This is a genomic window from Caldimonas manganoxidans ATCC BAA-369, assembly GCF_000381125.1.
In the GTDB taxonomy this organism is placed as follows: Bacteria; Pseudomonadota; Gammaproteobacteria; order Burkholderiales; family Burkholderiaceae_C; genus Caldimonas; species Caldimonas manganoxidans.
The window spans coordinates 17848-40872 of the sequence record NZ_KB905945.1; the positions used below are offsets into that span (position 1 = coordinate 17848).

Sequence of the window (23025 nt, forward strand, 5' to 3'; positions counted from 1 at the left end):
AGTCAAATTACTTTCAATCATCTCCGCGTTCCCCCGCCCAGCGCTCGCACTGTCGTCGCACGAGCTCGGGCAACAGGTGTTCACGGGCGTGGACTTGACGCGCCCAGGTGGCATCGTTGCCATGGCGCTCCAGCTCCAGGCGCAGGTAGTCCAGCGCCGCCTCGGCCTTGAGCTCGATGGCATGGGACTCCAGCCGCGCCAGGGTGGCCAGGATGTCCTCGCGCAGGCTGCGATGTTCGCCGCTCTTGGGGTCCACGAAGGTGCCCTCCGGACCGAACCGGCAGGCCTGGAAGCGGTTGAAGGTGTAGACGAGGTAGTCGTCTTCGGCCAACTCGTAGGGCTGTTCTACGGTCAGCCAGCGCGACACGCACTGGATATAAGCCGCCAAGGCCGCGGCCTTGTCGATCGTCAGCGGGGTGTCCAGCACGCGCACCTCGATGGTGCCGTATTCGGGCTTGGGTCGGATGTCCCAGTAAAAGTCCTTCATGCTCTGGACCACCCCGGTGCGCGTCATCTTCTCGAAAAAGAGGCGAAAGTCCTCCCATGTCGTGCAAAACGGAGCACGCCCCGACAGCGGAAACGCAAACACCGAGTTCAAGCGCGCCGAGTGAAACCCGGTATCGGTGCCCTGGACGTAGGGACTGGAGGCCGACAGCGCAATGAAATGGGGAATGAAACGCGACAGGCCATGCAGCAGCACCAGGGCCTCGTTCGGCCCCGGGCAGCCCACGTGCACATGCTGGCCGAAGATGGTGAATTGCTTGGACAGATAGCCATACAGCTCGGAGAGCATGTGAAAGCGCGGCGTGTTGAAGATGCGCCGTTCGCTCCAGTCCTGGAAGGGGTGGGTGCCGCCGCCGCACAAGCCCACGTTGAGCTTGCGGGCGCATTCGACCAGCGCATCGCGGATCTCGGTGAGCTGGCCCAGGGCGTCGGCATGGTGGCGGCAGATGCCGGTGGACAGCTCGATCATGCTGTCGGTCATCTCGGGCTTCACATCGCCGGGGATCTTGCGCTTGGCCATCAGGCGCAGCAGGTCGGCCGAGCTGGGCGACAGGTCGTAGTCGTGCCGATTGACGATGGCCAGTTCGAGCTCGACACCCAGGGTCAGGGGTTCGGAGGGGGCAAAGGCTTCCAGACTCATGGGCAGGGTCCTCGGGAGAATTCGGGGCGCGCTCAGAGCCCGCGCTGTGGGGTGATCTCATGGGCACCGCGCAGGGCAGCCAGCACGGCCAGGGCCCCGAGCAACTCCATCAGCGCCACGGCGCTCAGGGCCACGGGGGCGATCTGCGCCGCAAAGGCCGCATGCGACGCTTGCAGATCGACGAAGAGCACCAGGGCCGTGGCCGACAGCGGCGTCAGCGCCAGACTCAGGCCCAGGCCCTGGCGGACGGACTGCCCGCTGAACCAGCCCAGCGTGAGCACCGCCCCGGCCTTGGCCGCCAGGCGCACCCCCATGGCCAGCACGGCCAGGCCGGCCCCAGCCGCCAAGGCCGCCGGCGACCACGAGGTGCTGACGATCACGAACAACAGCAGCACCAGCACCCCACCGGCCGTGCCGAAATGCCGCGGCCACACCCACGGCCGCTCGGTGGTGTTGCGCAGCCACAGGCCGGCCATCAGCGGCACCAGCAGCGTGGACACATTGAGCACCTGCGTGACGGCCAGGGCCAGCGTGATGAGGCCCAGCAGCAGCAAGGTGGAGTTCTCATTGCGCAGATCCAGGCCACGGGCCACGCGGGCCACGGCATAGCCGAGCCCGCCGGCCACCAGCACCGAGCCGGCCACCACGTACAGGGGCTGCACGATGGCTTGCACCGGATTCTGGCCGGTGTCCAGGTCGAGCCAGGCCAGCAGCAGCTTGCTGGCGAACACGGCGTACAGCGTGTTCAAAGCCGTCATCATCGAGGCCCGCTCGGTCACCTGCCCGGCCGCACCAAACTCGGAAGCCACCCGCGCGATCACCGCCGCCGAGGACGGGATGGCCAGCACCGCCAGCGCTGCGGCCGCCGGCGCGTCCAACCCAGCCCAGCGCATCGCCAGATAGACCGCGCCGAAGGTCAGCAGCGACTCGGCCAAGCTGGTCACGAGCAAGAAGGGATTGATGCGCAACCAGCGCAGATAGACCCGCGAGCCCAGCTCGAACAGCAGCAGGCCCAGGGCAAGGTCGACGATGACACGCAAGGAAGCCGACAGCCCCCCGCCGGCCATCCCATAGCCGGCCAGGCCGACCCCCATGCCGGCCAAGGCATAGCCCACCACGCGCGGCAGCCCCAACCGACGAAACACCGCCTCACCCACCAAAGCGCCGACGATGATGACCAGCGAGCCCCACAACAGACCGCTGGAGCCTGACGGGTCGATCCCCAAGGTGGCCAGGATGGATTCGAGCATCGTGCTGTTCCCTTTCTTTCCTTTTCTGTGAGGCCGGCGGCAACCTTGCCCACACGAGACCATCGAGGCGTCAACCTGGTGCGCGCTGACGCGTTATGGGGGGACCATGCCATACATTGGCAGGGCTCGTTGCCTCATCTCCTAGCCACATTCATGGTCTCCCCTCCCAACGTCGCAAATCCCAGCCTGCCCGCCGAAGTGCTGCGCGCGCTGCGCAGCTTTCGCATGATCGTGCGGTCGATCAAGCAGCACTTCCAGCAAGTCCAGGAAGCCACCGGCGTCAGTGGGTCCCAATTGTGGTGCCTGGTGACCATCCAGGCCCAACCGGGAATCCGCGTCACCCAGCTGGCCCAGGCCCTGGGCATCCAACAGGCCACGGCCAGCAACCTGGTCGAATCGCTGGACCGCAAGGGGCTCATTGAGCGCCGGCGCGACCAGCGCGACCAGCGTGTGGTCAGCCTGTTCCTGAGCGAAGCGGGTGCGCGCATCGCGCAATCCGCCCCCCAGCCGGTGGCTGGCATTTTGCCCGATGCGCTGGGCCGCCTGGATCCGCCGGCCCTGGCGCAACTCAATCATCTGCTCGAACAGGTGATCGGCCTGATGGCGCTGCAGGCCCCCGATGGGCGTGACGTGCCGCTGGCTGACGCCTGAGCGGCTCGCTCACGCGAGCCGCCCCTGCGCTCCTCCTCATCGGGTCGGCCCGGACCGAGACGCGGCCGGCGCCGTCCTTGCGGCCAGCACTGCCGCGGCCGACAGCAAGACGGCCGCGGCCAACAGGCTGGGCCTGGTGATCGGATCGTCGGCGCGCGCCAGGACGCCGACCGTCAGCGGGCCCAGCCACTGACCGGTGGCAAAAGCGGCGGTCATCGCGGCCATCGCACGGGTGGCGGCCGCACCGGCCAGGCGCCGGGCTTCCTGCAAACCGGCCATCGTGGCCACCATGAAGGTGCCTCCCACGCACACGGCGCTCAGCACGAGGGCCGGGGGCCGGGTCGAAACCACCGGCAGCAGCACGCCCACGGCCATCACGCCCATGGCGGCGGCCCACACGCGGCGCGCACCGTGACGCGCCAGCCGCGGCGCGGCCGCCATGGTCGATGCAGCCGCCGCCACGCCAAACACCGGCCAAACCGCGCCGAAGACGCGCGCATCGTCCACCCACAGCCGCGCCAGCGCCGGCAGGAACGTGGCCGGCAGGATGTAGCCGAAGCCCAAGGCGCCATAACAGGCCACCAGCGGCCACACCGCTCGTGGCACACGCTGGGGCCGCGCAGGCACGTGGTGTGCCGTGGCTGGGACCTCATGCCCCAGAGGCTGCCAAGCCAGCAAGCCCACGGCCAGGGCTAGCAAACCCAACCCTGCCCAGGTGGGCGCGGCCGGCCAGCCCCCCACCCCGGCCAGCCAAGCGATGCCGCCGGCGGCCGCCATGCCCAGACCCACGCCGGCAAACAGGCCGCCCACGGCCCCCGAGCGCCCGGCCTGCGCCAGCCAGCCCATGGCCCAGGCCGACACGCCCACCAGCACGAAGGCACTGCACATGCCAGCGGCCCAACGCCACAACCAGGCCATTTGCAGTCCCGGCGACGCCGCCATCGCCAGCGTGCATCCGGCCACGCCCAGCAACCCGGCCCGCGCCGCCGCACCGGCACGAGGATTCACCACCATGCAGGCCAAGGCTCCGGCCAGATAGCCCAGGTAGTTGGCCGCGGCCAATTGGCCGCCAGCAAGCAAGCTCAGTCCCTCGGCCTGCATCAACGGCAGCATGGGCGTGAACGCGAAGCGTCCAATGCCCATGCCCGAAGCCAAGCCCAGCATGCCCACGACGCTGACCCAAGGTGCCGAACTCGCACGCTGCGCATCCATGGGGCCACATCCTAAGGGGTCCCGGACTGGCCCCTGCCGCAGCGAAGCAGCAAGCCGCGGCCACCATCCGCGCAAGACACCGGGCCGGCGAAGCGGCGACAATCTCCCCTTCACGCCGACGAACCGTCATGAACGCCGACACCCCCCACCCCCCCATCCCCGACGCGGCCGACGAGCCGCCGCACGCACCTGCCACGTCGCCAGCCGCGTCCGTTCAGGGCGACGGCCCTACCGACGCCAGGCCCGAATCCGGGACCGACGCCCCCGAGGGCCGCGACATCTCGCCCTCGGCGCCTGCCATGACGGTCAAAGCCTGCGCCGAGGAGTTGCGCGCGCGCTTTCCCGCCCTGTTCGGCGGCGAGCCCAAACCGCTGAAGCTGCGCATCCATGCCGACATCGAGGCGCGCGCGCCCGGCGTGTTTCCCAAGCCCGTGCTGTCGGCCTTTTTCCGCCGCTACACGCTCAGCGATGCCTATCTCAAGGCGGTGAGCACCGGCACACATCGATTCGATCTGGACGGGCAGCCCGCCGCAGCGTTGAGCGAGGAACATCGCCGCATCGCGTTGGAAACCTTGCTCAAGCGTCGCCAACAGCGCCGCGGCTCCGCCCAAGGGGTACGTGAGCCGCAAGCCGCTGTGGCCGAGGCGGCGGCCGCCGAGCCGCCAGACCCCAAGCGCCACAAGGCCCGACACGACGCGCCACGAGAGGCCCAACGAGAACAGGCCCGCGCCAAGCGCCGCGAAGCCCAACGCGCCGAGCGCCAGTTCCGCGCCAACCTGCTGCGCGCCTATGAGACGACCACGCTGACCCGCGAGAATTTTTGTGCGCTCAAAGGCATCGCGCCCGAAGCACTGGACGGCCTGCTGGAGACGGCCCGCGCCGAGCGTGCGCAGCGCCAAGCGTTTCTGGCCGAGCTGGTGCAAGCCTATCGAGCCAGCGGCCTGAGCATCAACGACTTCGCCGCCAGCAAAAACATGCACCCTGGGCAGATGCATCACCTGCTGCGCGAGGCCCAAGGCGGAAGCGACGAGCGGCGCCCAGCGCCTCGCAGGGACCGCCCGCCCCGCAGCGGCGATCGCCCAGCCCAGCGCGAAGGCGCAGACCGCCCTCGCGGCCCGCGCCACTGATCAGGCGGCCGCCGCCTGCTTGTCCAGCCACACGCCCAGCCCCTGGGCGTTGAGCTCCACATCGCCTTCGAGCAGCTCTTGCAGGCGCTCGTCGTCCAGCACGCCGCCCGCACGCCGATATTCGGCGCCGTACAGTGCCGCCAGCGCGGCACGCAGTCGGGCATGGCGGTCCGGGAGCTCGGCCACCGAACGCGCCAAGCGCACCATGGCGTCCAGCTGACGACGCAGCATCGCCGCGTGCTGGGCCACCTCGCGCGTGGCGCCAAAGTGGGTGAGGAACATCACCTGCGGGTCGCGCGCCAAAAGCCGATCGATCGAGTCCAGCAAGGCCTCGGGTTCGAACTGCACCGGCGTGGTCGTCGGGAAGGCGTAGCCCCCCGTGGAGGTGCGCAGATCCGGGTAGGCGATGCCGAAGGTGTCACCCGTGAACCAGCCGCGGCTGGCTTCATCCCAAATGCAGTGATGATGCCGTGCATGCCCCGGGGTGTCGGCCACCAGCAGCGCTCGGCCGCCCAGCGCCAACACCATCCCATCGTGGGTTTCCAGCACGCGCTGCGGTGGCACCGGCTGCAGCTCGCCATAGTCGCGCTCGGCCACCTCCGGCCCATACACCGCCCGCACACCGGCCATCAACTGCCGCGGATCGACCAAATGCCGCGCCCCCCGCGGATGCACCACCAGCTTGGCGTTGGGCAAATGCTGCAGCAACAATCCCGCACCGCCGGCATGGTCCAGGTGGACATGCGTCACGATCAGCCAATCGACCTGCTCGGGCGCCATCTGCCGGGCTTGCAAGGCCGCCAGCAGGCGCGGCACCGCGCTGTTGGGGCCCGTGTCCACGAAAGCCGCTCGCCCGTTCTCGACGATCAGATAGGCCGCATCGAAACGCGCACGCACGAATCCGGTGTCGATGACGGTGATGCCCTCATCCCAATGCTCGAGGAAGTCCATGGTGCCGATTGTCCGCCCTGGCCCTGTGCGACTGGCATCGGTGATGCCCCTGCCCTGTTCAATGCGGCCGATCGCGCCTATAAATCTGAGACGGCCACCGCCACGACCAGGACCCGCCCATGAAGACCCCCTCCGGCATCGACCACGAAGCCCTCATCGAGCTGTTCGCCCAAGCCACGCAGCGCCAAGGCGAAGCCTTGCGCCAAGCGGTCAGCGCCGCCACGCTCAAGGCCCTGCAAGGGCGCGAGCTCACCTTGCAAAACGTGCGCAGCGTGCTGCATGCCGTCACCCAGGCCGCCTCGGCCGGTGCGGCACGCAACCCCGGCAGCGCCTCCGAAGTGCAAGCGCTGCTCGAGCAAGCCTTCGAAGGCATGGATGCGGCCTTGCTCAAGGCCGTGCAAGCGCACCGCACCGCCTTGCAACAGTTCGTCTCACAAGGGGCCGATCTGCAGCAAGGGCCGCTGAAGACCGCGCTGGCCAACCTCGAGAAGATGGAAGACGTGCTCCTCACCGCCGTGGGCAAAGCAGTCCAGGATGCCGCCGCACCCGTGCAAAACGCCTGGCAGCCCGTGCTCGATGCCATGAAACTCAAGGGCACGGACACCGGCGCCCAGGCCACGGCCACCGTCGAGCAGCTCCTGGCCCAAGCGCGCCACGGCCTGCGCGACGGCCGCGCCCTGGGCCTGCGCGCCGCCCAGGCTCTGCTCGAAGGCTATTCCACCCTGGTCAGCGGCGTACTCCTGGGCATGACCGAGGGCCTGCAGCAAGCCCGCGGCGCGGCCGCACCGGCCTCCGACGCCCGCAAGCGTTGAGATCCGCTCTCGGCAAGCGCCTCGACGCGTGCCTGCGCCTCGACGCCCCGCAGCCGCAGGCGACCACAGGCGCTACAGTGGCGCATGCACCCAGATCCCCCCGTCCTGCGCTGGACCGAAGGCGGCCAGCCCCGTGAAGCCCGCTGGCATGGCGAAGCCGGCCTGCCCCCGCCCAAGCGCATCGTGGTGGCCGACGACCGGACCACGGCCCACACGGCGCTGCGCCTGTGCAGCGAAGGCATCGGCCTGCTGTGGCGCGGCGACTACCACAACGCCCGCCAGTTGCTCGCCGCCCTCGCCCGCAGGCTCGACCGCCCGCCGCGCCAGCCGCCGCCTGCGGCCCCAGGCATCGAACCGCTCGTCCAGACCTTCCACCTGCAGCGCAAAGCCCAGGCCGAAAAAGCCCGCCGGCTCAACCTCGTGCTGCTGCCCTTCGAAGCCCACTACACCTTGCCACTGCGCCGCGCACCCGAGGTGCGCACCGCCTGCGAAGCAGCCTTCGGCCCTTGCGAGACGCCCTGCGTGCTGTCGCTGCGTGAACTGCTGGGCGCCATCGGCGCACACGAATGGCGGCTCAAGGGCGTGGAAGTGCCGGCCCTGGGCGCGCGCATCCATGCCCATTACGGCGTGTTCTCACCGGTGCGAGGGGAATATGTCGATCTGGTGGCCCGCGCGCCCCTGCCCCATCCACCCCCCGAACTGGCCTTTGACCTGGGCACAGGCACCGGGGTGCTGGCCGCCGTGTTGGCTCACCGCGGCGTGCGCCGCCTCGTGGCCACCGACACCTCGGCCCGCGCCGTGGCCTGCGCACGCGACAACCTGCAGCGTCTGGGCCTGGCCGATCGCGTGACCCTGTGCTGCGACGACCTCTTCCCCGCCGGCCGGGCTCCGCTGATCGTCTGCAACCCGCCCTGGCTGCCTGGGCGCGCCCACACGCCGCTGGAACAAGCCGTCTACGACCCCGACCACCGCATGCTGCGAGGCTTTCTGGCCGGCTTGAAGCATCACCTCACGCCCGGTGGCGAAGGCTGGCTGATCCTGTCCGACCTGGCCGAACACCTGGGGCTGCGTCCGCGCGCCCAACTGCTGGGCTGGATCGCCGAGGCGGGCCTTTCGGTGGCCGGCCGCCACGACATCCGCCCACGTCACCCCAAGGCCGCCGATCCCTCCGACCCCCTGTTCCGGGCCCGGCGCGCGGAAGTGACCTCGCTGTGGCGCTTGCAGCCTCGGCCCTGATCTCAGGGCCCATTTTGGCCAAAATGCCCTTTTTGGCCTAAGATCAGCTCACGCCGTCCTGGAGTGTTGCCATGTCCGCCATCCCCAAGCCTGCGATCCCGCCCGTGCACCAGCTCCACCGCACGCCCGCGTCCGACGTGAAAAAGCTCGGCTGGCGCGGCGTGATGCGCCAGTTGCAGACCCAAGGCCCTGTGCTGATCACGCACCACCGGCAGCCCGAGGCGGTGATCCTGCCCGTGCAGGCCTATGCCGAACTGCTGGCGCGCGCCCAGCAAGCCGCCGAGCCGGCCGAGGCCGCGCTGGAGGCCCTGCGGCGCCGTTTCGACGAGCGCTTGTCCGTGCTGAATGCCGCCGAGGCCGGCGAACGCCTACGCGGCCTGATGGACGGCCCGGCCCGCCTGCATGGTGAAGTGCAGGCCGGGGCCAGCGATTGATGACCGCCCCCGACGCGCGCCCCGTCCTCGCGCGCCCCGTCCTGTTCGTGCTGGCCGGCGTCAACGGGGCCGGCAAAAGCTCCATCGGCGGTCACTTGCTCACCCGCCAAGGACTCACCTGGTTCAACCCCGACCGCTACGCGCGTGAACTCGTCGCCGCGGGCCTGGCCACCGCCGACGAGGCCAGCGGCTTGGCCTGGGCCGAGGGTCTGCGCCGGCTCGACGACGCCCTCGCCCGAGGCCGGCACCATGCCTTCGAAACCACCCTGGGCGGCACCACCATCGCCCAGCGCCTGCGTGAGGCCACCCGCACCCATGACGTGCTGATGTGGTTTTGTGGCCTGGACAGCCCCGAACGCCACCGCGCCCGCGTGGCCGCCCGTGTGCGCGCCGGTGGCCACGACATCCCCGAGGACCGCATCCGCCAGCGCTACCCCCGCGCGCTGGCCAACCTCATCGTGCTGATGCCACACCTGGCACACCTGCAGGTCTATGACAACAGCACTGAGGCGGCACCGGGCGCGCCCATTCCCGACCCACGGCTGCTGCTCGAACTGCGCCGCGGGCAACTCACCCATCCGCGACCCGACGACCTCGAAACCCTGCGCGCCACGCCGGCATGGGCCCACCCACTGCTGGAGGCTGCGCTGAGCCTGCCTGCGCCAGCCCCAGCCCCAGCCACCGCCACCCGCTGACCGTGTGGCGCCGCCAGCCGCCCGTCTGCGCAAACCGCCGCAGCCGCCCCACTGGCGCGAGCGATGCACGACCGCCCCCCCCTGGATGCCGGGGCAGCCTCCAAGCAGGGGATGGCTCGCCCCTCCAGCCGCGGCCATAGTGGCCTCATCCCCGCAAGGAGGAGATGGCCTGATGAACACCGCCGCTTTGCAGCAAGAGTACGCACGACTTCGGGCCCAACTGGCCGAGGCCTACGACGCACCGGTCTGGCAGACCGGAAGGATCGACCGCCTGGCCAACGCGCTGGCCGCCGTCGAACGCCAACTGGCCGCCCAAGCGCCGGACACCCCCTGGTGCGACACTCGCCGCCCGCGCCCCTTGGGCCGCACCCGTCAAAGCCCCTCGAGTCCGTCACCTAGAGAAGCAAGAACTACGAAACCCGCAACGAAGTGATCCTCTCAGACGGCTCGCCGGCGAGCGGGGATCCACGGTCATCGCGGCGCGGCCGGCGCAACGCTGCCAGCACCTTGGCGACATCCTCCATATGAGAGGTTCATCGTCACGGGTTGTGGCGCTGCACCTGCTCCCCGCGTTCCGCACCTTCGCCTGGATGCGAACGTCGTGCTGAGCACCTCCAGCCGGGCAAAGGCCAGTCACTGCTGAGGACATCCCTCTACAGGAGAACAACAACCCCCCGGCACGAGGCTTGGGCTTGAAGCCACCCGCGCGTGCACGAAGCCGCGCCATCCCTTACCCTTCCCGCACACGCCAGCCCCCCAGAGCCCCACCATGTACCTCCCCCCTCACTTCGCCGAAACCCGCCCCGAGCAGTTGCACCGCATCATCCACGACCACCCGCTGGGGATGATGGTCACGCACACGGCGGCGGGGTTGGAGGCGCAGCACCTTCCTTTCCTGCTGGATCCGGCGCAGGGTGCGCAGGGCGTGCTGCTGGCGCATGTGGCGCGGGCCAACCCGGTGTGGCAGGAGGTGGCCGACGGCGACCCGGTGTTGGTGGTGTTCCGCGGGGTGGAAGGCTATATCTCGCCCAACTGGTACCCCAGCAAGCACGCCACACACCGCGCAGTGCCCACCTGGAATTACGAGGTGGTGCATGCCCATGGCTCCCTCCATGTGCACGATGACGAAAGATTCGTGCGGGGTCTGGTGGCACGGCTCACGCGGGTGCACGAGGCTGCGCAGCCGGTGCCGTGGAAGATGGGCGACGCCCCACCCGACTACCTGAGCGACATGCTGGGCAAGATCGTGGGGCTGGAGGTGCGCATCACCCGGCTGGAAGGCAAGCGCAAACTGAGCCAGAACCACCCGGCCGGCAACCGCGACGGGGCGATCCAGGGTCTGCAGGCCCAAGGCCACTGGGCACTGGCCCAGGCGATGCGCGAGGCCACTCAGCCGCAGTGAACGCCTCTTGAAGAACCGGAACCCACCCCTATAATTCGTCGCTGTTAGCACTCATCTGATGCGAGTGCTAATGATCCCGGGCCCAGCGAATCCTCGCGGAGCCCGTCGATCATGCGCATCAAGTTGGTGCTTACTCGCATCACCCTTCCACCAGAAGTTGGTTCTCACTCTTAGGAGATGTCATGAAACTTCGTCCTCTGCACGATCGCGTGATCGTCAAGCGCCTGGAAAACGAAACCAAGACCGCCTCGGGCATCGTCATCCCCGACAACGCTGCCGAGAAGCCCGATCAGGGTGAGGTCCTGGCCGTCGGTCCGGGCAAGCGCAATGAAAAGGGCGACTTCGTGGCGCCCAACGTCAAGGTCGGTGACCGTGTGCTGTTCGGCAAGTACAGCGGCCAAACCGTCAAGGTCGACGGTGAAGAGCTGCTGGTGATGCGTGAAGAAGATCTCTTCGCCGTGGTGGAAAAGTAATCCCGCCGCGCGCCACAGCCTGAACAGAACTCAGTAACGAATTCGGAGAATTTCTTATGGCAGCTAAAGACGTCGTTTTCGGCGGTGAAGCCCGCGCCCGCATGGTCGAGGGCGTGAACATCCTGGCCAACGCAGTCAAAGTGACCCTGGGTCCCAAGGGCCGCAACGTGGTGCTGGAGCGCTCCTTCGGCGCCCCTACCGTGACCAAGGACGGTGTGTCCGTGGCCAAGGAAATCGAGTTGAAGGACAAGCTCCAGAACATGGGCGCCCAGATGGTCAAGGAAGTGGCGTCCAAGACCAGCGACAACGCCGGTGACGGTACCACCACCGCCACCGTGCTGGCCCAGGCCATCGTGCGTGAGGGCATGAAGTATGTGGCCGCCGGCATGAACCCGATGGACCTCAAGCGCGGCATCGACAAGGCCGTCGCTGCCCTGGTCGAGCAGCTGAAGAAGGCTTCCAAGGCCACCACCACCAGCAAGGAAATCGCGCAGGTGGGCGCCATCTCCGCCAACTCTGACGAGTCCATCGGCAAGATCATTGCCGACGCGATGGACAAAGTGGGCAAGGAAGGCGTGATCACGGTCGAAGACGGCAAGAGCCTGGACAACGAGCTCGAAGTCGTCGAGGGCATGCAGTTCGACCGTGGCTATCTGTCGCCCTACTTCATCAACAACCCCGACAAGCAAGCCGCGATCCTCGAAAACCCGTACGTGCTGCTGCACGACAAGAAGATCAGCAACATCCGCGACCTGCTGCCCACGCTGGAGCAAGTGGCCAAGGCCGGTCGTCCGCTGCTGATCATCGCCGAGGAAGTCGAAGGTGAAGCCCTGGCCACGCTGGTGGTCAACACCATCCGCGGCATCCTGAAGGTGTGCGCCGTCAAGGCCCCGGGCTTCGGCGATCGTCGCAAGGCCATGCTGGAAGACATCGCCATCCTGACCGGCGGCAAGGTGATCTCCGAGGAAGTGGGCCTGTCGCTGGAGAAGGTGACGCTGGCCGACCTGGGTCAAGCCAAGCGCGTGGAAGTGGGCAAGGAAAACACCACCATCATCGATGGCGCTGGTGCCCCGGCCGATATCGAAGCGCGCGTCAAGCAGATCCGCGTGCAAATCGAGGAGGCCACCTCCGACTATGACCGCGAGAAGCTGCAAGAGCGCGTGGCCAAGCTCGCCGGTGGCGTGGCCGTGATCAAGGTGGGTGCGGCCACCGAGGTCGAAATGAAGGAGAAGAAGGCCCGCGTCGAAGACGCCCTGCATGCCACCCGTGCGGCGGTGGAAGAGGGCATCGTCGCCGGTGGTGGCGTGGCCCTGCTGCGCGCCAAGCAAGCTGCCGGTGAGATCAAGGGCGACAACCCCGACCAAGACGCCGGCATCAAGATCGTGCTGCGTGCCGTCGAAGAGCCCCTGCGCCAGATCGTGGCCAACGCTGGCGAGGAGCCCAGCGTGGTGATCGCCAAGGTGCTCGAAGGCAAGGGCAACTTCGGCTACAACGCCGCCAACGGCACCTACGGCGACATGATCGAGATGGGCATCCTGGACCCGACCAAGGTGACCCGCACCGCGCTGCAAAACGCCGCCTCGGTCGCCGGCCTGATGCTCACCACCGAAGCCATGGTCGCCGAAGCGCCGAAGGACGAAACCCCTGCCGCCTCCGGCGCTGGCATGGGTGGCATGGGCATGGACATGTAAGTCACCAGGCCATTCGCCTTCGATGAAAGGGCCGCCACCGCGGCCCTTTTTCTTTGCCGGGTCCCTTCGCCCGTTCTCTTGGCTTGGGCCGTGCTCTCGGCCCGCGCCGATTCACGCCGCGCCCCAGCGAGCCTTGCGGCCCGGGGGCGGCATCGGCGTCTCAGGCCGACGGCCGGTAGACGCAGCGGTCGCCCGTGGCGCGCGACACCGTCACGGCCGACACCTGCGGCAAGCGACGTCGAACATGGTGATAAATGAACAGGCAGAGGTTCTCCAGCGTAGGAGCCCCCAACCCCACCACTTCGTCGAGGAAGTGATGATCGAGCTGGGCGCGCACCTCGGCGATGGCCGCGCGCAAATGAGCCAGATCCACCACCATGCCCGAATCGGCCTGCGGCTGACCGGCGACGGTCACCTCCGCGGTGTAAGTATGGCCATGGATGCGCCGGCTGCCCGCCGCTTCCTCAGGGGCCACCTGTCGCCGCAAGGTGTGCGCGGCATCGAAAGTAAAGGTTTGGCTCAGTTCGAACATCTTGGCATCTCGTGGACCGGGGCCTCGGGCCCGGGTCGGGGCATCGTCTGCCCAGGCTTCAGCGGATCCCCAGGTGCTTGTGGGTTTGCACGCTCAAATGCCAGCGCGGGTGATCCAAGCACCATTGCACGGCCCATTGCAAGGCTCGGCTGCGCTGGAGCGGATCGGGACAATCCATGGCCTGCACGCGCCAGTGCTGGAAATCCAAGCGCTCGTAAGCCCGCAGATCCTCCGGCTTGAGACCCTCTTGCGGCACCACCACCTTCAGCTCATGCCCGCTGCGCTGCACGAGCGGGGCGCCCACCTTGGGGCTGACACAAATCCAGTCCAGGCCCGGCGGAGCCGCCACACTGCCATTGGTCTCGACGGCGATTTCGAAGCCATGGGCATGCAAGGCCGCGATCAGCGGCTCGTCCACCTGCAACAGCGGCTCGCCACCGGTCAGTACCACGAAACGTCGGGCCTGGGCGGCCGCAGCACTGGTCGGCCAAAAGGCCGCCACATGGGCCGCCAAGGCTTGTGCATCGGCGAACTTGCCCCCGCCAGGGCCATCGGTGCCGACGAAATCGGTGTCGCAGAAGCGGCACATGGCCTGGGCGCGGTCGACTTCGCGGCCGCTCCATAGATTGCAGCCTGCAAACCGGCAAAACACCGCCGGCCGACCGGCATGGGTGCCTTCGCCTTGCAGGGTGTAAAAGGCTTCCTTGACGCTGTAGGTCATGCAAGCGGGGGCAAAAAGCGCAGAGGAGGCAGATGCTTGGGCGGGCACGGGGCCTCGGAGCCGCCCCCAAGCCCCGGGCCGGGCCAACCCCGGCGACGAAACCCCGGGCATGCCATGGGCGCGAGCACCTGCATCGAACCTCCAGGCGCTGCCCGGCTCTATGCTCTCTATTGTATCGCCCTGTCACAGCGCCGCCGTGCTGCGCCTGGGCCGGCAGGATTGCGCCGAACCGCGCCGCCCTCAACAATACGTCACACCAGGCCCCCATTCGATCATGAGCTCACTGCCGCCGCCGTCCACGTCGCTGGACTCCATCGTTCAAGGTGTGCCGCTATTGGCCCGCGATGTGGTCGAGCGCACGCTGGAGGCGCTGCGCCACCCCACGGCGCACATGTCCCTGGCCCCGGACCGGCGACAGTTCTTCGCGCTGATGGAGGTGCTGTTGGCCCGCAAGGCGGACTGGATGCGTTCGCTGCAAGAGCTGATCGCGCAAGGCGTGCGCGAGGCCATGGCCGATGGCGGGGGCACGGCGGCGGCTTCACGCAAGCCGCAGACCCTGAACCTGGACGAACTGAGCCTGGTCGACGAATACCAGGCGGCCGAGGACATCGAAATCTCCCGAGTGATCGCCCAGATCGACCAACAAGCAGACTGGGAGTTGCGCGAGGTGCAAGCCTTCATGGCCGCGGTGCGCGGCTGGCAGGAAATCCGCCGCGAAGCCAACCCGCTGCGTCCGGAAGTGTTTGCCCGCGCCCTCAGCCGCTCGACTCACGCGCTCGGGGTATCGGCCGAGACGCGCATGCTGCTGCTGCGCGTGGCCGGCGCCCAGCTGGCCGAAGCGCTCAAGCTCGAATACGAGCAGATTTGCCGCCGTCTGGAAGCCCTGGGGGTGCAGCCCCTGGCCTTCCGGGCCGTGCCTTCGGCCGCCCCACCCCCACCGGCCGGCGGCGCGGGCTTCGATCTCACCGACTCGGGCACCCTGGGCCGGCTGCTCGAACGGGTCAGCCGCAGCCATCCGACGCCCTTGGATGAGAGCGCCGAAGCCCAGAGCCTGGTCCACCGTCTGTTCGACCAGATCGTGGCCGACCCGAAGCTGATCGATGCGGTGCGCCACCTGCTGGGGCGGCTCAAGCCGGCCGTGCTGAACTTGGCACGACGCGACCCAGCCCTGGTGCGGCAGTCCGACCACCCGGTGTGGCTGCTGCTGAATCGGCTGTCGGCCCACTGCGCCGGCTATGAGGACCCTCAAGACGAGCGTCTGCTCGATTTCATGCGGTTCGCCGGCGGGCTGATCGACCGCCTCACCGCGCTGCCCGCCCCCCAAGGGCAGCATTTTTTGAAAGCCCAGGACGAGCTCAATCAATACATCGACGAACGCAGCCGAGAAGCCTTGGAGCGTTCACGCGCGGCGCTGGAAAAACTGCAACGCATCGAGCGCGCCGACCAGCTGCGTGGCGTGCTGCGGCAACAACTGCGCCAAATGCGCGACAGCTCACTGAGCCAGTCGCTGCGAGACTTTCTGTTCGGCCCCTGGGTGGAGGCCATGGTCGAAGCCATGGCCCGTGATGGCGAACACTCGCCCTTGGCCCAGGAGCTGATGCACACGGTCGATGAGCTGCTGTGGAGCATGCAGCCCCTGAGCGCACCGGCCGACCAAGCCCGGCTGCGCGCCTTGCGACCCAAGCTGCTGGCCAGCTTGAACCGCGGCATGGACCTGATCGCCTGCCCTGAGACCCAGCGCGAAGCCGTCTTCGCCGAGCTGGCCGCCCACCACGGCGCCGTGTTGCGAGGCAAGCCACCAGCCGTTGCGCCGCCTGCCGAGACGCTGTCGGCCGAGCAGATCGTGCAACGGATGCGCGAGGAGGACGATCCCCTGCCCCCTGGCCCCGCAGAACCCGTGGACCGCAGCATCCTGCCCACCGTGCCGGTGGGGCTGATGGATCAGACCGAGACCGAAGCCGGGCGCCTGGCCCGCCAGGCCTGGATGGAAGGACTGACGCCCGGCTCGTGGTACCACATGTTCGTGCAAGGCCAATGGGTCACGGCCCAGCTGATGTGGTGCAGCGACAACGGCCAGTTTTTCATGTTCGCCAGCCAGCACGCTGGGCAGTCACATTCACTGACACGCCGGGCCGTCGAGCGGCTGCTGTCCGAAGGCTTGATCACCCAGCTCGAGGAGCGCTCGCTGATGCAGCGGGCGGTGGACAGTCTGATCCAGAACCTGGACGATCCCATCCGTTGAACGGTTCAGGCCGCCACGAAGCCGGCGATGGCCTCGGCCACCAGGCCGGGCTGCTCATGCACGATCCAGTGCGTGGCCCCGGGCACGCGCAGCAATTCCAGGCGAGGCACCCAGCGCTCCAGACCGTCCAGCAAAGACGGCGGCAAGGCCATGTCGCCCTCGCCCCAGATCACCAAGGTGGGCCGCTGCACGCGCACCTGCGCATCGTCGAAGCGCAGGCTATGGATCGGATCGCTCGGCCCCAAGGGCGGCCGCAAAGGCGAAGCGCGATAGTAATTGAGCGGCCCGTCGAGCCCATGGCGCCAAGCGGCGCGGTACTGGTCTTTCACCGCCTCGGTGAGCCAGCCGTGTCCATCGGCCCCGGCCCCCATGCTCGTGAAAAAGGGCCACAGGCGGGCGAAGTCATTGTCGGCGAGCAAGTCCTGCGCATCGGGGCGGCACAGAAAGTTCATGTAGGCGCTGGCGCGCTGCTGCTCAGGGTTGTGCAACAGTTCGCGCAAGAAGACCGCCGGATGCGGTGAGTTGACGATCACCAAGCGCTCGATCGACTCGGGCTGCTGCGCCGCCAGATTCCAGGCCACGGCCCCACCCCAGTCATGGGCCACCACGGCCGCCACCGGAGCCCCCAGGGCATCGATCAAGGCGACGATGTCGCGCACCAAGTGCTTGGCCCGGTAGGCCTCCACCTCCGGCGGCGACGACGAGCCCGGATAGCCCCGCAAATTCGGCGCCACGCAGCGGAAGCGTCCGGCCAGCAGGGCGCCCACCTGGTCCCAGACGAAAGCCGCCTCCGGAAAGCCATGCAACAACACCAGCACCGGCGCCTCGCGCGGCCCCTGAGCCCGGCAGGCCAGGCGGATGCCGTGCGGCAAATCGATGTCGAAGGTCTCCACGCTCATGTGCCACCTCCTCCAGAGCCCTGCCCCGAAGTATCGTCGCCACCGGGCCGTCCCGGCGTCGCCTCGGCGACGCTGACCGCCTGGGGTTTACGCGGAAGCTTGGCCGTGCACCCAGCCGTGCAAGGCCGTGGCCACATCGCCCAGGCCGGTGCGGCGCAGGCCCGAAAACAGCACCAAGCCGATGTCGGCCTCCTCGGTGACGTAGCGGGCCAGGGCTTGCTGAGCGGCTTGCAGTGCCAGCGTGGCTTGCTGGCGGTTGAGCTTGTCGGCCTTGGTCAGCACGACCAGCAGCCTCACGCTGCCATTGGCCACCCGGGGGGAGACGAATTGCAGCAGTTGATGGTCGAGTTCGGTGAGTCCATGACGCGGGTCCACCAGCAGCACCACGCCGGCCAAGTTGCGGCGCTGCGCCAGGTAGTCGGCCATCACCGCCTGCCAGCGCAGCTTGGCGCTGCGCTCCACGGCCGCATAGCCATACCCGGGCAAATCGGCGAGCACGGCATCCGCGGCCTCGCGCGGTCCCAAGGCAAACAGGTTGATGTGCTGGGTACGCCCGGGCGTCTTGGAGGCGAAGGCCAACTGGCGCTGCTGCGCCAAGGTGTTGATCGCGGTGGACTTGCCGGCATTGGAGCGCCCGACGAAGGCGATTTCCGGCCGCTCGGTGACGGGCAATTGGTGCAATTCACTGGCCGTGGTCAGGAAACGGGCGGTGTGCAACCAGGCCAGCGCGGCACGGACGGCCGGGTCGGTCGCAGCAGAGGGCGCGCGGGCGCTTGGAGGAGTGGCTTGGCTGGGCATGGAATCGGCATTGTAAAATCCGCGGGTTTTGCCTTCGGCCTACAACTCGCTCCACGACATGAAATCGACCGTCACCCTGCTGTTTGCCGCAACTGTGTGGGCCGCCCCGATGGCGGCGCTGGGCCAGGCCCCTGCCAAGCCCGATCTGGCCAAGGGCCAGGCGATCGCCAACCAGGTGTGCGTGGCCTGCCATACGGCCGACGGCAGCCGGGGCTCGCCAGCCAACCCCATCCTTGCCGGCCAGCATCCGGAATACCTGGTCAAGCAACTGCAAGAATTCAAGTCCGGCAAGCGTCAGAATCCCGTGATGGCCGGCTTTGCCGCCACGCTCAGCGACGAAGACATGCGCAATGTGGCCGCGTTCTACGCCAGCAAGCAGGCTCGTCCCGGCGCGGCCACCAACAAGGACACCATCCGCCTGGGTGAGCGCATCTACCGTGGGGGCATCGCCGAGAAGTCCGTGCCGGCTTGCGCCGCCTGCCACGGCCCGGCCGGCTCGGGCATCCCGTCGCAGTATCCGCGGCTCAGCGGCCAGCATGCCGACTACACCACGGCACAAATGACCGCCTTCCGCAGTGGCGCACGGGCCAACAGCCCGCAGATGGCAGCCATTGCCGCCCGCATGAGCGACGTGGAAATCAAGGCCGTGTCAGACTACATCGCTGGGCTGCGCTGATACCGCGCCCGAGCGCCCCTAAAACCAAGACAGCAAGAAGGCGGGCCCCGGGAGGGATACCCGCCTTTCTTATTGCTGTGCTGCGACTCAAACGCTCCATGACCGCCACCTCCGGCTTGCAACTTGCCCGTGGGTCTCGCGCCTGGCGAGAGACCATCGAGGTGCTGTCCTCGATGCGGTTCGCCATCGCGCTGTTGACCCTCATCTGCATCGCCTCGGTCGTGGGCACGGTCGTGCAGCAACATCAACCCCCGGTCAACTATGTGAACCAGTTCGGGCCGTTCTGGGCCGAATTGTTCGGACGACTCGGGCTGTATGCGGTCTATAGCGCCTGGTGGTTCCTGCTCATCCTGGCCTTCCTGGTGGTGTCCACCTCGTTGTGCATCGTGCGCAATGCCCCCAAGATCGCGCATGAGCTCAGGGCCTACAAGGAACATGTGCGCGAGCAAGCGCTGCAGGCCTTTCATCACAAGGCCCGCGGCGTAGTGGCGCAGCCGCGCGAGGCCGTCTTCGAGCAGATCACGGCGCTGTTGCAGCGCAATGGCTGGAAAGCTCGCGCGCAAGTGCGCCACGACGGGCCAGCCGTGCGCGGCATCATGGTGGCCGCCAAGAAAGGCGCCGCCAACAAGCTGGGCTACCTGGCCGCGCATTCGGCCATCGTGTTGGTGTGCATCGGCGGCCTGCTCGACGGGGATTTGATGGTGCGTGCCCAGATGTGGTTCAGCGGCAAAACCCCCTATGCCGGAGCCGGCCTCATCGGTGACGTGCCTGCCCAGCACTGGCTGAGCACCCACACCCCGGCCTTCCGCGGCAATCTGATGGTGCCCGAGGGCTCGCGCTCGGGCGTGGTGCTGCTCAACCAGCCCGACGGCGTGTTGCTACAGCCCCTGCCTTTCGATGTGGAGCTCAAGCGCTTCATCGTCGAGTATTACGACACCGGCATGCCCAAGCTCTTCGCCAGCGAGGTGGTGGTGCACGACCGGTCCACCGGCCAGACCCGTGAGGCCCGCATCGAGGTCAACAAGCCGCTCTATCACGCGGGCATGGCCATTTACCAGTCGAGCTTCGACGATGGCGGCTCCCGCCTGAGGCTCACGGCGCATCCGATGCACATGTCGGGCCCGCGCTTCGAGATCACCGGCACGGTGGGCAGCAGCACCGAAGTGCGCACCCCCGACGGCCAGACCTTGACGCTGGAATTCACCGGGCTGCGGGTGATCAACGTCGAGAACCTCGGTGCTGCGGCCACCGGGGCCACCGATGTGCGCAAGGTCGATCTGGTGACCAGTGTGCAGCAGCACCTGGGCTCGGGCGCCCCAGGCCGTGACAAGGGCCTGCGCAACGTCGGCCCGTCGGTGACGTACAAGCTGCGCGATGCCTCGGGGCAAGCACGCGAGTTCCACAATTACATGCTGCCGGTGGAGCTCGACGGCCGGCGTGTGTTCTTGGCAGGCGTGCGCGACAGCCCGGCGGACCCTTTCCGCTACCTGCGCATCCCGGCCGACGAGGCCGGCAGCCTGGACGGCTGGATGCGACTGCGCGATGCCCTGCACGACCCGGTCATGCGCGAGCGTGCCGTGCAGCGCTATGTGCGAGTCGCGGTCGACCCCGCCCGCCCCGACCTGGCCGAGCAGCTGCGCGTGTCGGCCCGGCGCAGCCTGGACCTGTTTGCCGGCATCGAACCGGTACGCCCCGGCCAAGCCCCAGTGGGCGGGCTGCAGGCGATTTCGGACTTCATGGAAGCCCATGTCCCCGAAGCCGAGCGGGCGCGCACATCCGAGGTGCTGATCCGCATTCTCAACGGGGTGATCTTCGAACTGTTGCAAGAAAGCCGCGCCCAGGCCGGCCTGCCCGCGCTGCCGCAAAACGACGCCACCCGCGCCTTCATGACGCAGGCGGTGTTGTCGCTGTCCGATGAAGCCTACTACCCGGCCCCGCTGCTGCTGGAGCTGAAAGACTTCGAGCAGGTGCAAGCCAGCGTCTTCCAGGTCGCCCGCGCCCCTGGAAAATACCTGGTCTACCTGGGCTGCCTGTTGCTCATCGTCGGCGTGTTTGCCATGCTCTATGTCAGGGAACGTCGCCTGTGGATCTGGCTCGAAGACGCACCGGGACTGCCTGGACAAACCCGCGTGACCCTGGCCCTGTCGTCCACCCGCCACACCCTGGACACCGATCGGGAATTTGACCACCTCCAGTTGGCCGTGCTGCAAGGCACGGCCCCCAAGGCTCGATGAATACCACCACCCTGTCCCTCGACACCCCGGGCTACTTCGCCCGGCGAACCTGGTTCGATTGGCTGTACGCCGTGCTGGTCCTCGCCGGCGCGAGCTATGCCTTCCAGCGCTATGCCGCCTCGATGGATGTCTATGAGAAGGCCATTCTCGTGGGCGCCACGCCGGCGGCCGTATGGTTGGGCTGGTTCTGGCGCCCGCTGCGGGTGCTGGCCTTGGTGGTGGGCGCGGCCTCGCTGCTGGCCATCGCCCTGTATGCGCGTGTGCAAGACGGCTTCGGGGCCGATCTGTCGCAGGCCGACCAGGTGTTCCTGCTGAAGTATTTCTTGTCCAGCCAGAGCGCCATCCTGTGGATGAGCCTGCTCTTTTTCATGAGCACGGTGTTCTATTGGATCGGCTTTTTCACCCGCTCGGACTCCGGCACCGCCGAACGCCTGGGGTCGCGCCTGGCCTGGGCGGCCGTGGCCATGGGGCTGATCGGCACGATGGTGCGCTGGTTCGAAAGCCACCAAATCGCGCCAGACATCGGGCATATCCCGGTGAGCAACCTCTATGAAGTCTTCGTGCTGTTTTGCTGGCTGACCACCTTGTACTGGCTCTACTACGAAGACCAATATCGCCAGCGCGAGCACGTGCGCAGCCTGGGGGCCTTCGCCATGCTCATCGTCAGCGCCGCGGTGGGCTTTTTGCTGTGGTACACGGTCGAGCGTGGCGCCCACGAGATCCAACCCTTGGTGCCGGCCCTGCAGAGCTGGTGGATGAAGTTGCACGTGCCGGCCAATTTCATCGGCTATGGCACCTTCGCACTGGCCGCGATGGTGGCTTTCGCATATCTCATCAAACAACAGGCCAGCGAAACCCGCTGGTACAAGCTGGCCCCGCTGTGGCTGCTGGGGGTGGTGCTGTGCTTCGAGCCGCTGGTGTTTCGCCGCTCCTCCGACGGCGCACTGAGCAGCTACTGGGTGGTCTACTTCGGCATCTCGGCCCTGATCGTCGCAGGCATCCTGTGGCTGCGCCGGCGCATCGCCGCCAAGCTGCCCAGCCACGACGTGCTCGACGACCTCATGTACAAAGCCATTGCGGTGGGCTTTGCCTTCTTCACGATTGCCACCATCCTCGGTGCGCTGTGGGCCGCCGAGGCCTGGGGCGGCTACTGGAGCTGGGACCCGAAGGAAACCTGGGCCTTGATCGTGTGGCTGAACTATGCCGCTTGGCTGCACATGCGCCTCATGAAGGGCCTGCGTGGCACCGTGTCGGCCTGGTGGGCGCTGGTGGGCCTGGCGGTGACGACCTTCGCCTTCCTGGGCGTGAACATGTTCCTGTCGGGCCTGCACTCCTACGGCGAGCTCTGAACGGCCCTCGGCGTTGCGGCGTATAGTGAGAGGGTTCGTCCACCCGCGCTGCCTCTGACCATGCCTTTCGTCGCTCGCAATGCTCACGGTGTGGTCGTCAGCCTGCACCGACAGCCCACGCCCGAGACCCAGGAATTCCTGCCCGACGATCATCCCGAGGTGCAAGGCTTCCTCGGCCACACGGGTTCCAGCCCACAGCGCCAGGCGTCCTTCGAGACCCTGGATGCCGACTTCGTCCGGGTGCTCGAAGACCTGATCGATGTGCTGATCGCGCGCAACGTCATCCGCGTCACCGACTTGCCGCCAGAGGCCCAAGGCAAGCTGTTCTCGCGCAAGCGCTTTCGCGACAACCAAGCCCGCAACGCGCTCACGCTGTTCGACCCCGCCGCGCTGGAAGGGGTCGCCCACCCCGCCTCGACCTCGGGCGATGCCCCCACCACGGGGGGACTGGACGTGATCGATACCGGCTTCCACGACGACCTGGGGCGCTGAACGC

General features: G+C 67.8%; 23 protein-coding genes. 15 read left to right on the forward strand and 8 right to left on the reverse strand.

The genetic code is table 11. From position 1 onward, the window contains the following. Positions 1-13: 13 nt before the first annotated feature. Both F615_RS0110340 and F615_RS18250 read right to left on the reverse strand, forming a co-directional pair. Positions 14-1144 (reverse strand): YbdK family carboxylate-amine ligase, encoded by a 1131-nt coding sequence (locus F615_RS0110340; RefSeq protein ID WP_019561111.1) that lies wholly within the window; start codon positions 1142-1144, stop codon positions 14-16. 32 nt (positions 1145-1176) lie between these two features. Further along, positions 1177-2394 (reverse strand): cation:proton antiporter domain-containing protein, encoded by a 1218-nt coding sequence (locus F615_RS18250; protein WP_019561112.1) that lies wholly within the window; start codon positions 2392-2394, stop codon positions 1177-1179. Positions 2395-2547: 153 nt separating this feature from the next. Between F615_RS18250 and F615_RS0110350 the strand changes: the two genes are divergently transcribed. Continuing rightward, entirely contained in the window at positions 2548-3045 is a 498-nt protein-coding gene (locus tag F615_RS0110350; protein ID WP_019561113.1) for a MarR family winged helix-turn-helix transcriptional regulator, read from the forward strand. Between the two features lie 36 nt (positions 3046-3081). On the opposite strand, the gene F615_RS0110355 is transcribed toward F615_RS0110350, so the two are convergent. Further along, positions 3082-4257, reverse strand: a complete 1176-nt coding sequence (locus tag F615_RS0110355) for a YbfB/YjiJ family MFS transporter (RefSeq protein ID WP_019561114.1) — start codon at positions 4255-4257, stop codon at positions 3082-3084. A gap of 128 nt (positions 4258-4385) precedes the next feature. On the opposite strand from F615_RS0110355, the gene F615_RS18255 reads away from it, so the two are divergent. Next, complete coding sequence (locus F615_RS18255; protein WP_019561115.1) at positions 4386-5384, forward strand: ProQ/FINO family protein; 999 nt, start codon at positions 4386-4388, stop codon at positions 5382-5384. Here the strand turns inward: F615_RS18255 and F615_RS0110365 are convergent, their stop codons facing one another. Then, entirely contained in the window at positions 5385-6335 is a 951-nt protein-coding gene (locus F615_RS0110365; protein WP_019561116.1) for an MBL fold metallo-hydrolase, read from the reverse strand. It abuts the gene before it with no gap. Between the two features lie 119 nt (positions 6336-6454). Between F615_RS0110365 and F615_RS0110370 the strand changes: the two genes are divergently transcribed. The 8 genes from F615_RS0110370 to groL all read left to right on the forward strand — a co-directional run bounded on the left by F615_RS0110370 (position 6455) and on the right by groL (position 13078). Continuing rightward, entirely contained in the window at positions 6455-7147 is a 693-nt protein-coding gene (locus F615_RS0110370) for a DUF6781 family protein (protein WP_019561117.1), read from the forward strand. 84 nt (positions 7148-7231) lie between these two features. Continuing rightward, the gene (locus tag F615_RS0110375) at positions 7232-8383 is read left to right on the forward strand and encodes a methyltransferase (protein WP_019561118.1); all 1152 of its coding nucleotides are present in this window, start codon (positions 7232-7234) and stop codon (positions 8381-8383) included. Positions 8384-8454: 71 nt separating this feature from the next. After that, the gene (locus F615_RS18260; protein ID WP_019561119.1) at positions 8455-8817 is read left to right on the forward strand and encodes a type II toxin-antitoxin system Phd/YefM family antitoxin; all 363 of its coding nucleotides are present in this window, start codon (positions 8455-8457) and stop codon (positions 8815-8817) included. Continuing rightward, entirely contained in the window at positions 8817-9512 is a 696-nt protein-coding gene (locus F615_RS0110385) for an ATPase (protein ID WP_019561120.1), read from the forward strand. Before F615_RS18260 ends, F615_RS0110385 begins: the two co-directional genes overlap by 1 nt. A gap of 172 nt (positions 9513-9684) precedes the next feature. After that, the gene (locus F615_RS19910) at positions 9685-9945 is read left to right on the forward strand and encodes a hypothetical protein (RefSeq protein ID WP_156824607.1); all 261 of its coding nucleotides are present in this window, start codon (positions 9685-9687) and stop codon (positions 9943-9945) included. A gap of 336 nt (positions 9946-10281) precedes the next feature. Next, a complete protein-coding gene (locus F615_RS0110390) occupies positions 10282-10914 on the forward strand; it encodes an FMN-binding negative transcriptional regulator (protein ID WP_019561121.1) in 633 nt (210 codons plus the stop codon). Between the two features lie 182 nt (positions 10915-11096). After that, positions 11097-11387, forward strand: coding sequence for a co-chaperone GroES (gene groES, locus F615_RS0110395; RefSeq protein ID WP_019561122.1), 291 nt, complete (start codon positions 11097-11099; stop codon positions 11385-11387). A gap of 56 nt (positions 11388-11443) precedes the next feature. After that, complete coding sequence (gene groL, locus F615_RS0110400; RefSeq protein WP_019561123.1) at positions 11444-13078, forward strand: chaperonin GroEL; 1635 nt, start codon at positions 11444-11446, stop codon at positions 13076-13078. A 160-nt stretch (positions 13079-13238) separates the two neighbouring features. Here groL and F615_RS0110405 read toward each other — a convergent pair whose 3' ends face one another. Both F615_RS0110405 and queE read right to left on the reverse strand, forming a co-directional pair. Further along, positions 13239-13610: a 6-pyruvoyl trahydropterin synthase family protein gene (locus F615_RS0110405; protein WP_019561124.1), complete on the reverse strand. Its 372-nt coding sequence runs from the start codon at positions 13608-13610 to the stop codon at positions 13239-13241. Between the two features lie 58 nt (positions 13611-13668). Beyond that, entirely contained in the window at positions 13669-14331 is a 663-nt protein-coding gene (gene queE, locus F615_RS0110410) for a 7-carboxy-7-deazaguanine synthase (protein ID WP_019561125.1), read from the reverse strand. Positions 14332-14605: 274 nt separating this feature from the next. On the opposite strand from queE, the gene F615_RS0110415 reads away from it, so the two are divergent. Then, positions 14606-16573, forward strand: coding sequence for a DUF1631 family protein (locus F615_RS0110415; RefSeq protein ID WP_019561126.1), 1968 nt, complete (start codon positions 14606-14608; stop codon positions 16571-16573). Positions 16574-16578: 5 nt separating this feature from the next. Here F615_RS0110415 and F615_RS0110420 read toward each other — a convergent pair whose 3' ends face one another. Together F615_RS0110420 and yihA are read right to left on the reverse strand one after the other, a co-directional pair. Next, the gene (locus F615_RS0110420) at positions 16579-17472 is read right to left on the reverse strand and encodes an alpha/beta fold hydrolase (protein ID WP_019561127.1); all 894 of its coding nucleotides are present in this window, start codon (positions 17470-17472) and stop codon (positions 16579-16581) included. An 87-nt stretch (positions 17473-17559) separates the two neighbouring features. Further along, a complete protein-coding gene (gene yihA, locus F615_RS18265; RefSeq protein WP_019561128.1) occupies positions 17560-18270 on the reverse strand; it encodes a ribosome biogenesis GTP-binding protein YihA/YsxC in 711 nt (236 codons plus the stop codon). Positions 18271-18328: 58 nt separating this feature from the next. Here yihA and F615_RS0110430 point away from each other — a divergent pair, with 58 nt between their 5' ends. From F615_RS0110430 to F615_RS18270, 4 genes are all read left to right on the forward strand, one after another. Continuing rightward, positions 18329-18946, forward strand: a complete 618-nt coding sequence (locus F615_RS0110430) for a c-type cytochrome (RefSeq protein ID WP_026330223.1) — start codon at positions 18329-18331, stop codon at positions 18944-18946. A gap of 98 nt (positions 18947-19044) precedes the next feature. Next, a complete protein-coding gene (locus tag F615_RS0110435; protein WP_026330224.1) occupies positions 19045-21180 on the forward strand; it encodes a cytochrome c biogenesis protein ResB in 2136 nt (711 codons plus the stop codon). Beyond that, positions 21177-22529 (forward strand): c-type cytochrome biogenesis protein CcsB, encoded by a 1353-nt coding sequence (gene ccsB, locus F615_RS0110440; RefSeq protein WP_019561131.1) that lies wholly within the window; start codon positions 21177-21179, stop codon positions 22527-22529. Before F615_RS0110435 ends, ccsB begins: the two co-directional genes overlap by 4 nt. Before the next feature lie 60 nt (positions 22530-22589). Further along, positions 22590-23021 (forward strand): hypothetical protein, encoded by a 432-nt coding sequence (locus tag F615_RS18270; protein ID WP_019561132.1) that lies wholly within the window; start codon positions 22590-22592, stop codon positions 23019-23021. Positions 23022-23025: the final 4 nt, after the last annotated feature.